The 10,736-nt window shown below is 40.9% G+C and carries 9 protein-coding genes; 5 read left to right on the top strand and 4 right to left on the bottom strand.

What is annotated here, in order from left to right; all coding sequences use genetic code 11:
* Positions 1-96: 96 nt before the first annotated feature.
* Together Aru01_RS01145 and Aru01_RS01140 are read left to right on the top strand one after the other, a co-directional pair.
* Positions 97-1,359: a hypothetical protein gene (locus Aru01_RS01145; RefSeq protein ID WP_016657622.1), complete on the top strand. Its 1,263-nt coding sequence runs from the start codon at positions 97-99 to the stop codon at positions 1,357-1,359.
* Positions 1,360-1,451: 92 nt separating this feature from the next.
* Positions 1,452-2,408, top strand: a complete 957-nt coding sequence (locus tag Aru01_RS01140) for a 2-hydroxyacid dehydrogenase (RefSeq protein WP_016657621.1) — start codon at positions 1,452-1,454, stop codon at positions 2,406-2,408.
* A 17-nt stretch (positions 2,409-2,425) separates the two neighbouring features.
* Here Aru01_RS01140 and Aru01_RS01135 read toward each other — a convergent pair whose 3' ends face one another.
* The gene (locus Aru01_RS01135; protein WP_016657620.1) at positions 2,426-3,061 is read right to left on the bottom strand and encodes a hypothetical protein; all 636 of its coding nucleotides are present in this window, start codon (positions 3,059-3,061) and stop codon (positions 2,426-2,428) included.
* Between the two features lie 435 nt (positions 3,062-3,496).
* Between Aru01_RS01135 and Aru01_RS01130 the strand changes: the two genes are divergently transcribed.
* Complete coding sequence (locus Aru01_RS01130; protein ID WP_016657619.1) at positions 3,497-3,904, top strand: hypothetical protein; 408 nt, start codon at positions 3,497-3,499, stop codon at positions 3,902-3,904.
* A 138-nt stretch (positions 3,905-4,042) separates the two neighbouring features.
* On the opposite strand, the gene glyS is transcribed toward Aru01_RS01130, so the two are convergent.
* The gene (gene glyS, locus Aru01_RS01125; RefSeq protein ID WP_016657618.1) at positions 4,043-6,112 is read right to left on the bottom strand and encodes a glycine--tRNA ligase subunit beta; all 2,070 of its coding nucleotides are present in this window, start codon (positions 6,110-6,112) and stop codon (positions 4,043-4,045) included.
* Positions 6,113-6,115: 3 nt separating this feature from the next.
* Entirely contained in the window at positions 6,116-7,102 is a 987-nt protein-coding gene (glyQ, locus tag Aru01_RS01120; protein WP_016657617.1) for a glycine--tRNA ligase subunit alpha, read from the bottom strand.
* Between the two features lie 233 nt (positions 7,103-7,335).
* Here glyQ and Aru01_RS01115 point away from each other — a divergent pair, with 233 nt between their 5' ends.
* Positions 7,336-8,829 (top strand): FAD-binding oxidoreductase, encoded by a 1,494-nt coding sequence (locus Aru01_RS01115; RefSeq protein ID WP_016657616.1) that lies wholly within the window; start codon positions 7,336-7,338, stop codon positions 8,827-8,829.
* A 118-nt stretch (positions 8,830-8,947) separates the two neighbouring features.
* Positions 8,948-9,418 carry an OsmC family protein gene (locus tag Aru01_RS01110; protein WP_016657615.1) on the top strand — a complete coding sequence of 157 codons (471 nt, stop codon included), beginning with the start codon at positions 8,948-8,950 and terminating at the stop codon, positions 9,416-9,418.
* Positions 9,419-9,459: 41 nt separating this feature from the next.
* Here the strand turns inward: Aru01_RS01110 and Aru01_RS01105 are convergent, their stop codons facing one another.
* Positions 9,460-10,719, bottom strand: a complete 1,260-nt coding sequence (locus Aru01_RS01105; RefSeq protein ID WP_016657614.1) for a D-amino acid dehydrogenase — start codon at positions 10,717-10,719, stop codon at positions 9,460-9,462.
* Between the last annotated feature and the right edge of the window lie 17 nt (positions 10,720-10,736).

Genomic DNA, 10,736 nt, shown 5'->3' with positions numbered 1-10,736 from the left:
ATGATTAAAATAGACCTCTTGGTTTTTAATTAGGTCGGTAAAGCTGATTAAAATACTGGCATATAAAGTTGATCTTAACTCATTCTCGGTGTTGCAATGGAAAAGCAAATAATTTTTGAAGATGACCACATTCGAGCAATTCATTTACCAGGCACATCAGCAACATTGGTGATCTCTTTTGGTGATTTAATTACACGCGCCAAAGGACTCAGCATCAATGCTGAAAAATCATTACAAAAATATAATTATGCCGTGATTGGCATTATGCCTAAACAAAAGTCATGGTTTCCTGCAAGCAGTATGCAGGCGCTAATGCAGCATCTTCGTCCTCTATTAGACCAATATCAACGTGTGGTTGCATATGGTGGTTCGATGGGAGCTTATGCTGCAATTAAATATTCCAATGTGTTGGGGCTGCAACGTGTTGTGGCCATGGTGCCACAGTATTCGATCAATCCAGATGAAGTAGATGATCGACGCTATACAGATTTCTTTGATCCAGCATTGCATAGTGGCATGCGTATTGAAAAGCAAGATACTCGTGCCGAGTGCGAATATATTGTTATTTATGATCCTTACTATGCAGAGGACAGTGAAAACTTTAATAAAATCCAAGAGGTTTTACCGCAGCTGCATAGCTTAAAACTTCCTTATACGGGTCATGATGTCATTGCTGTATTGGCAAATTCAGCACTTTTACATGATTTTATTGAGCGCGATTATGATGAAACTTATTTTTATCAGCAAATGCGTGCAGTGAAAAAGAACAGTAAGTTTTACTATCGCAGTGTGATTGCACGATTGCTTGGAACTCATAATGCGGCGTTAGCAAAGATATTAAAAAGTCGTGATTTACAGCTCGATGGGCAATTTTTTGACAATCAATTGAAACAGCAAATTACCCGTATACTTTTGACCAACAAGCGTGTTGATGAGCAAGATCTGTTAAAACTTGGGATTCAAGTCAATTTGCCTTTTGAGCAAGCAAGCCAATTGGTTGATAGTACAGGCAATATTTTAGTTTTTAATATGATCACGCAGAAAATTGAAGCCTATGCGCGTGAAGTTGTTGATATTAATGGTAAATATATTATTGCCTTGTATGTTAAAAATCATGGCTTGGCTCAGGTTGAGATCAATAAAGAGCATTACTTGATTTGCATGAACGATCGTCGAGTCACTAAATTGTTTAAGCGTAGTGATGCTTTGTCCTTAGATATGAACCCGATTGTGGTGAAAAAATGTGAAGACTTCTATGTCTTGAGCTATAAGAACTTGTATCTAAGTAGTGATGCAGATGGAAACTGTAGTTTTCAGTCGGAGTCTGTTCAGACCACAGAAAAATTTCAGGTAAATTAATTCACTAGGCCCAATCACAGCGATTGGGTAAGCTTAACCTTATATACTGACAAAGCCATCGATCTGTCAGAGATAATCAGGAGCTTTAAATCATGAAAGCTGTTTTTTTAGATCACGCTTCTTTAGATAAAAATGATTTAGATTTTAGTGGATTAAAGGCTTTGTTTAGCGAGCTGTTACTTTATCCAGCAACCCACTTAGCAGAACGATTAAAGCGCGTACATGATGCTGAAGTGATTATTAGCAATAAAGTACTGATCGATGCTGAGTTAATGCAGCAGTGTCCAAAACTTAAGCTCATTTTGATTTCTGCAACAGGAACCAATAATGTTGATTTGTCTTATGCTCGGCAACAAGGAATCGTCGTCTGCAACTGTCAAGGCTATGGCACTGCAGCAGTTGCTCAGCATACGCTGAGTTTAATGTTGGCATTGGCGACATCACTACTACGCTATGATCGCGCTGTCACCCAAGGTGAGTGGTCCAAATCAAGTCAGTTCTGTTTACTTGATTTTCCAATCGTTGAATTATCGAATAAAACTTTGGGGATTGTGGGGTATGGAGAGCTTGGACAGGCAGTTGCTAAGCTTGCACGTGCCTTTGGTATGAATGTCTTAGTCGCTCAATTGCCTGGGCGTCCTATACAGCACGATCGTGTTGCTTTTGAGACGCTGCTACAACAAGTGGATTTCCTTTCTTTACACTGTCCATTAACAGAGCAAACACACAATTTGATTGATGCTCAGGCTTTGGCCTCTATGAAAAAATCAGCATTTTTAATCAACTGTGCACGTGGCGGTATTGTCAATGAAATTGCATTGGCACAGGCACTTCAACAAGAACAAATCGCTGGTGCTGCAATGGACGTACTTGCAGTAGAGCCACCAGCAGCAGATCATTTATTGTTGCAAGGAAATATTCCTAATTTGATCATTACCCCACACAGTGCATGGGGTAGTGTTGATGCACGGCAAAGAATCGTAGAGCAAATGATTGAAAATACTCAGGCCTTTATCCAAGGACAGCCACGTCGACAAGTGAATAGCTAAGCTGTCATCATTTAGTACTAAAGCACAATTGTTTGGTGAGCTTGTGACTCATGTGCTGTGGTTAATGTTGTTGGAAGCGGTTTTGCTGGCTGTGGCTGTGCTTCTTGTGTTGGGGTGGCCGTTGAGGTCGCTGGTGTAGCACTTGGCATGGCTGGTGTTTTTTGGGTAACTGGAGTTGTTACTGTGCTTGGTCGAGAAGTTTCAGGTGCTGTTGTACTTGGGGTTTGAGCATCTACTGTTTTAGCTTCTGCTTGAGGTTTTGGATCAACAGTTACAGCGGGTTGAGCCTGTGATTGGTTGCTGCTTGGAGCCGCTACGTTGTTAGAAGATTGACTCAGAGATTTTTGTTCGATTGGAACGTCAACGGTATGTTTGGCCGTGATATTTTCCCAAGCCTGATTGACTTTGGGTTTAACCTTTGCGACACCACGTTCTGTCGCATCTCCGACTTTTTCCGCAGTATTGACCACCTTATCGGAAGTTTTATGGGCAAGGACTTCAAAAATATTTGGATTATCACCATAAGCAGGTGGCGTCTTATTTGCTGTTTGTGCCACGGTACTGCTTGAGTCTGCCTGAGCAAAACTCATTGTAGATGACAATACGAGGCTCAATAAAGCAGGAGCAATATATAAACTTTTCATCAAACTCATGATGTAAATTCCCTGTATTTAGGCAAAGGCTATGAACAGTGCTGTACGTGCCGCAGTGTAAGCGTAAATCAGCCTAAACATAAGATCATTACTACATATTTTCAATAAAAACATACAGCCCTAATGCTTTAGTGACCGAATGTTACGATATGCACATGATCAATTTATTTTTCTAGAAAAATCACAGTCAGTTGCCTTGAGCTTGTGGCTATAGCGAGGCTGTTTTTGAGCAGCAGAGTTGAACATGAGTGGTTTAGCTGGAGCTTTTAAGTTTAGTACAGTCGCAGTGAAGTTAAGCTATAGTTATAATCTTTTGAATAAATGAAAAAACTTTTTTGAATCGTATAAAAGGGCTGTGAATTTAATGCTTTTTGTGATACAAAAAATATACAAAATATATTAAATCAACGTCCAATACCTCAGAAAGATAATATTATGAATATGCGAAGAAAAATAATTATAACTGCTTGTCTACTCGTGTTACGCCCTGGTTTTGCCTACGGCTACACGGGGGAATTGCCTTTTATTCACTCTTTGTTGACTTGGCTCATGTGGGGATTATTTGCAGGGCTATATTTTTTACCCAGTATTTATTATGTACTGCGTTATCGAAGATGCAGTTTATCAATCAATAGTCTACTTATCCCTCATTTGGCATTCATCAGTCTGTTTTTAATGGGGATTTATCATTATGAGCTAGGTTTAAGCCCACTGTTATTGAAGATGATGAATTATATTTCTGTCACTGTGGTCTTTATTGTTTTTTGTGGATTAGCTTTATTGCTGTGGGCATATCCTGCCTTTTATGCCTACAACCGAGAAGTGAAGTTGCAACAGACTTAACGATTGAGTGGAGCAGATCGAGTACTTGTGGATTGGTGGTGATGTGTTGATAGAGAAACGTAATAAAAAACGCCCTTTGCTGAGTAAAACAAAGGGCGTTTTGAGATGAGGATATGAATCATCATCTCAAGGCTAAGCTTAGTGTTGTAGTACTGAGATATCTGCGATGCTAGTAAACAAGCTACGAATCTGACTTAAAATCGAGAGACGGTTAGCTTTTAGCGCAGGATCTTCTGCCATAACCATAACACTATCAAAGAAAGCATCGATTGGTGCACGCAGTGCAGCAAGTTTAGAAAGTGCAGCGGTGTAATCCTTGTTGGCCAATAAAGGCTGTACGATAGGACCAATTGCTTGCAGCTCCGCATAAAGTGCTTTTTCTGCATCTTCAACTAGGTTAGCTTCGACTACCTCACCTTGTGCAGCGGTTTCTTTTGCTAAGATATTTGCAACACGTTTATTTGCTGCAGATAAAGCCGCAGCTTCAGCAAGGTTACGGAAGTGATTTACAGCATTGACGCGTTTATCGAAGTCGAGTGGTGATTTTGGCGATAAAGCTTGAACGGCTTGGATCACGTCTACATCAACACCTTGGTCTTCGTATTTTGCACGATAACGACCTTCTAAGAAGTTGACAGCATCTTGACGAGTTTTGGCGTGATCTGGAATCACAGCTGCATATGCATCAAGTGCAAAATCAACCAACTGTTCAATTGAAATATCGAGATTGTTTTCAATCACTAAACGTAAGATACCAATTGCAGAACGACGCAGTGCAAATGGATCTTTCGAACCTGTAGGTGCCTGACCAATACCAAAGATCCCCACTAAGGTATCTAAACGATCCGCAAGGGCAAGGGTTGTCCCAGTCTTGGTTTGAGGTAGTACATCGCCTGCAAATTTTGGTAAATATTGTTCACCTAAAGCTTCAGCAACTTCGTGGTTTTCACCTTCAAGGCGTGCGTAGTAAGTCCCTGCAATACCTTGGAGTTCTGGAAACTCACCAACAAGCTCAGAGGTTAAATCGCATTTAGCCAATAGCGCAGCTTTTTCAGCATCAGCAGCTTGTGCACCTGTCACTGCACTAAGAGCAACTGCAAGTTTAGCAATACGGCTCGATTTGTCCCAAAGCGTACCTAGCTGGGCTTGGAATACCATATTGGCTAGTTTTTCTTTGCGACTTGCAAGTGGTTGTTTTTGATCTTGTAAATAGAAGAATTCAGCATCAGATAAACGAGGGCGAACAACTTTCTCATTACCTTCGATAATTTGGCTTGGGTCTTTAGACTCAATATTCGATACAGTAATAAAATAAGGTTGTAGCTTATTATCTTGATTGATCAAGCAGAAGTACTTTTGGTTGTCTTGCATGGTCGTGATTAAAGCTTCTTGTGGTACAGCCAAGAAACGCTCTTCAAAGCTTGCACGAAGAGCAACAGGCCATTCAACCAATGCGGTTACTTCATCACGTAAGTCAGCAGGAACAATAGCGATCGCATTGACTTCATCTGCTAAGGTTTTGACTTGTTCATCAATGATGGCTTGACGTTCAGCAAAGTCTGCGATGACTTTAGCTTGACGTAGAACATCTAGATAGTCATTTGCATGCGCCAAAGTAATGGCTTGTGGTGCATGGAAACGGTGACCATAGCTAATATTTGATGCTTGATGATCTTGGATCGAAGCTTCAATCACTTGATCGTCTTTAAGTAAAAGTACCCATTTAACTGGACGTACAAACTCTGTGCGGCTTGCAGCAGAGCGCATACGTTTCGCAATTGGTAAATTATCTAAAGCTGCTTGTAAAATTTGTGGTAACAAAGCATCTAAACTTTGACCTTTAACATCTTTTAAGTAGCAAACTTTTTCAACTTTACCTGCTTGGAAAGTACTGACTTGATCAGCAGTAATCCCTTGACCACGCATAAAGCCTTCAAGTGCTTTAGTCGGTTTACCCTCTGCATCATAAGCGGCTTGTAATGCTGGGCCATCAAAGCGTTTTTGTGTATCTGCTTGAGCCGCATCTACACCAACAATTTTAAGAGCAAGACGACGAGGTGCTGCATAGGCCAAAATCTCATCAAAAGCTAATCCCGCATCTTTTAAGCCTTTTACAGTTTCTGCTTTTAGAGCATCACGTAAATTTTTGAGACTTTTCGGTGGGAGTTCTTCACAGCCTAATTCGAATAAAACGGTATGTTGACTCATGCTTTATTCTCCTTTGCCATTTTCAATTTTTGCCAACTCTGCAGCAGCTTGTGCTTCAAGTTGTGCTAAGACTTCATCACGTAAATGTGGCTCAGCCATAGGGAAGCCAAGTTCAGCACGTGCTTGAACATAACTTTGTGCAATTGCACGCGCTAGAGTACGAACGCGTAAGATAAAGCGTTGACGCTCAGTGACCGAGATTGCACCACGGGCATCGAGTAAGTTGAAGCTATGAGAAGCTTTAATGACTTGCTCATAGGCTGGTAATGGAAGTTTTGCTTCCATAAGGCGATTTGCTTCTGTTTCATAGAAATCAAATAATTTGAATAATTCAGCAATAGGCGCATATTCAAAGTTGTAAGTCGATTGTTCTACTTCATTTTGATGGAATACATCACCATAAGTTACTGTACCAAACTGACCTTTGGTCCAAACTAAGTCATAAACTGAGTCGACACCTTGAAGATACATCGCGAGGCGTTCTAAACCGTAAGTGATCTCACCTGTTACTGGATAACATTCAACACCGCCAACCTGTTGGAAGTAAGTAAACTGAGTCACTTCCATGCCATTGAGCCAAACTTCCCAGCCCAGTCCCCAAGCACCCAGTGTCGGTGATTCCCAGTTGTCTTCTACAAAACGGATATCATGCACTAAAGTGTCAATACCAATCGCCTTGAGTGAATCGAGGTAAAGTTGCTGGATATTGTCTGGATTTGGCTTAAGCACAACTTGGAATTGATAATAGTGCTGTAAACGGTTTGGGTTTTCGCCATAACGTCCGTCTTTAGGGCGACGTGAAGGTTGTACGTAGGCAGCATTCCACGTTTCAGGCCCAAGTGCACGAAGGAAAGTTGCTGTATGGAAAGTCCCTGCGCCCATTTCCATGTCGTAAGGTTGTAAAACCACACAACCTTGCTCAGCCCAGTAGTTTTGTAAGGCAAGAATTAAGCCTTGGAAAGTATCAATATGCGATATGGCGCGACTCATGTTGCATCCATTAAAATCAGAGTAAAAATTGTGTTTAAGTATAAGGATTTTGCGACACCTAGGCAAAGGCTAGTTGTTTTTAAGCAGGAAAAAGATGCTTTGCTTGGGGTTAAATGAGCTCAATCAAATTCAACTAGACCTCATCATCAGCCAAAAAATTATTATTGATTGGCTGGCGCTGAGTTATTGCGGCGTTATACTGTCAAAATTATTAATTTATTTAGTCGTGGTGTATGGCTTTTTCGCAACGTGATCAACAGGGTAGATTATGGGCTTGGGTTCTACTCAGCATCGTGATTTGTTTGTCTATTGCACTGCCTATATGGCATTTATTTAGCACAAAGCTTCAGCAAAAACACCCTGAAACTACTGTTGCAGAGGGTTATATCAACGATGCAAGTCAGTTAAATTTAACCCAAGTGCATCGCGTGGTGGACGTTGCTCAGCAATCAGAGCAGATGCGCCAACAGTTAGTTGAGCTATTAAGCTATGCCAAAGCTAAACAATTAAAGGTATCTATCGCAGGGTCTAGACATAGTATGGGTGGGCATACGATTGCCCCAAATGGTATTGTGCTGAACATGTTGCCTTATAAACACATGCAGTTGGATGCTCAAAATAATATTTTACATGTGGGGGCAGGAGCGACTTGGCAAGATGCGATTGAGTATTTGGACGGTAAAGGGAAATCGATTGCGATTATGCAGTCCTTTAGTAATTTCTCTATTGGCGGTTCAATCAGTGTTAATGGTCATGGTTGGCAAAAAGCAGCCCCACCACTTTCTGCGAGTGTTGAATCTTTTAGTTTGATGAAAGCCAACGGGGAAATCGTTCAATGTAGCCGTACCGAAAATCCTGAGCTTTTTAAGTTGGTTATAGGCGGCTATGGATTATTTGGGATAATTTTAGATGTGCAGCTAAAGGTGGTCGATAACGTCAGTCTTGCTTTTCATTCGGTCACCCTCAAACCTGAAAACTATGTGAGTCAATATCAAAAGTTGGTGCGTGACAATCCCAAAGTACAATTTGCTTATGGACGTCTGCGTATTTCTAAAAAGAATTTTTTAGAGCAGGTCACTTTAAATTATTTTGAACAAACACCAGAACAGCCCGAGTTTTTAGCTTCAGCAAGCTTGGCAAATGAAGAGCTGAGACGGTTGGTTTTTAGGGGCTCTGTGCAAAGTGAGTATGGAAAACGCCTACGTTGGGACTTGGAAAATACACTCAATCAGATTACGCCTTATCAGCAATTTAGTCGCAATCAAATTTTAAATGAGCATTCATCGCTGATTGAAAATAAAGACCCAAGATCAACTGATTTATTACATGAATATTTTATACCCGAAGCACAGCTACAAAATTTCATTCATGATTTAAGACCAATACTTAAAGCGACCAATATTGATTTATTAAATATTACTATTCGAGAAGTAAGCCCTGATCGAGATGCTTTTATGAACTATGCGCGTGAACCTGTATTTGGTCTGGTCTTTTTATTTAGTCAACAAAAAACAGCTGAACAAGAACAAGAAATGCGCCGTTTAACCAATGCATTGTTGGATATCACCTTGCGCTATAAAGGGACGTATTATTTACCCTATCGTCTGCATATCGGGCGCGAGAAAATGCGTTTGGCTTACCCACAAGCGGATGCGTTTTTCCAACTCAAGAAAAAGTATGATCCTGAGGAAATGTTTAGCAATCAATTTTATGAATACTATCGTTAAGCAAATTGACATGAGAGGGTCAGCATGTAGGGCCTTATAAGCTTATCTTAAAACGTGATTTTGTTTAGACACGACTTCAGCCTATATTTCTTGAAAGAAAATCATTGGGATCAAGTAAATGTCTTCATCAAGCCTTATTCAAGTTCAAGCACAAACGACATGGCAGTCAGGAGTGCAGTCTACGAGTCAAATTCGTGATTTTGCACCTGTAGTCATGGATGAGCCTGTAGCCTTGGGCGGCAAGGACAAGGGTGCAAACCCAATGGAATATTTAGTTGCAGCACTCAATGGCTGTAAAGCTGTGATGATTCCCCTCATTGCTCAAGAGCTAAAATTTGAGTTCAGCTCACTCAGTTTTGATAGTCAGGGCACAATTGATCTACGTGGTTTGATGGGGGTTGAAGGTGTTTCACCGCATTTCCAACAGCTAAACTTTACGGTATATATCGAAACTGAAGAATCAGAGCAACGCCTTGTCGCATTACAAACAGCAGTAGCAACACGTTGCCCTGTATATAACTTGCTTAAAGATGCTGGCGTGCAATTGCATACACAGTGGATTCGCCAAGCACAAGCAGTTGCAGTCTAAGTCAGCATTGCACTGACTGACTGCTATATCAGGGTTTTCATTTAGGCAACTTGATGATAGCGCTCTAGAGAGAGGCCTTCAGTGCTGATTTCTGGCGTGTGGTTTAACACGATATCACTGATCAATTTGCCTGAACCACAAGACATGGTCCAACCTAAAGTACCATGTCCAGTGTTAATGAACAGGTTGTTATAAGGCGTTGTACCAATAATCGGTGTGCTGTCTGGAGTCATTGGACGTAAACCTGTCCAGAATAATCCTTGAGCCAAATCACCACCTGGGAACAAGTCTTGAGTAACCATTTCTAGTGTTTCACGACGGGGTTGTTTTAGACCTAAGTTAAAACCACTTAATTCAGCCATACCGCCTACACGAATACGTTGGTCAAAACGTGTAATCGCAATTTTATAAGTTTCATCTAATACTGTTGATTGTGGTGCAAAGTTAGCGTCAACAATCGGGAGTGTTAGCGAATAGCCTTTAACTGGATAAACAGGTAGGTTTAGAGCTAAAGGTTTTAAGAAATCACGAGAATAACTACCAAAAGCAAGAACATAACGATCTGCTTTTTGCACTTGACTATTGACGACAACACCTTTGATGTCATTGCCTTCAACAATAAGTTTTTCAACATTTTGATTGAATTTAAACTCAACACCCATATCCTGTGCGATTTTTGCAAGTGCATTACTAAACATATAGCAGTCACCTGTTTCATCGTTAGGCAAGTGTAGGCCACCTGTCAGTTTGTCTTTGGCATAAGCCAATGCAGGTTCAACTTTTGCAAGTTCATCAGCGTTGAGTAATTCATGGTCAACGCCACATTCTTTGAGAACTTGAATATCACGTTGTACCGCTTCAATTTGAGCATCAGTGCGAAACAACTGTAAAGTGCCTTTACTACGGTGTTCGTATTGAATATCGGTGTCTTTACGCAGTTGACGTAAACAATCACGGCTGTATTCAGCCACACGAGTCATACGTTCTTTATTGATTGCATAGCTTTGTGGATTACAGTTTTTAAGCATTTGTGCCATCCACTGTAGCTGCCACATACTCCCATCCATATTGATGGCAAGTGGTGCGTGATGTTGAAACATCCACTTGACTGCTTTAAATGGAATACCCGGTGCTGCCCATGGTGTTGAGTAGCCTGGAGAGATTTGACCAGCATTACCAAAGCTTGTTTCTTCGGCAGGACCAGCCTGACGGTCAAGTACAGTAACCTTGACCCCTTGTTTAGCAAGAAAGTACGCTGTGGTAATGCCAATTACGCCACTTCCCAAGACCATGACATGCATATTGAATTCCTTAAACC

This window comes from Acinetobacter rudis, assembly GCF_000829675.1.
Taxonomy (GTDB): Bacteria; Pseudomonadota; Gammaproteobacteria; order Pseudomonadales; family Moraxellaceae; genus Acinetobacter; species Acinetobacter rudis.
This window is presented reverse-complemented; position numbering and strand designations above follow the sequence as displayed.

Coding starts and splice junctions, on each gene's coding strand:
- Aru01_RS01145 (WP_016657622.1), top strand. CDS start 97: ATGGAAAAGCAAATAATTTTTGAAGATGACCACATTCGAGCAATTCAT.
- Aru01_RS01140 (WP_016657621.1), top strand. CDS start 1,452: ATGAAAGCTGTTTTTTTAGATCACGCTTCTTTAGATAAAAATGATTTA.
- Aru01_RS01135 (WP_016657620.1), bottom strand. CDS start 3,061: ATGAGTTTGATGAAAAGTTTATATATTGCTCCTGCTTTATTGAGCCTC.
- Aru01_RS01130 (WP_016657619.1), top strand. CDS start 3,497: ATGAATATGCGAAGAAAAATAATTATAACTGCTTGTCTACTCGTGTTA.
- glyS (WP_016657618.1), bottom strand. CDS start 6,112: ATGAGTCAACATACCGTTTTATTCGAATTAGGCTGTGAAGAACTCCCA.
- glyQ (WP_016657617.1), bottom strand. CDS start 7,102: ATGAGTCGCGCCATATCGCATATTGATACTTTCCAAGGCTTAATTCTT.
- Aru01_RS01115 (WP_016657616.1), top strand. CDS start 7,336: ATGGCTTTTTCGCAACGTGATCAACAGGGTAGATTATGGGCTTGGGTT.
- Aru01_RS01110 (WP_016657615.1), top strand. CDS start 8,948: ATGTCTTCATCAAGCCTTATTCAAGTTCAAGCACAAACGACATGGCAG.
- Aru01_RS01105 (WP_016657614.1), bottom strand. CDS start 10,719: ATGCATGTCATGGTCTTGGGAAGTGGCGTAATTGGCATTACCACAGCG.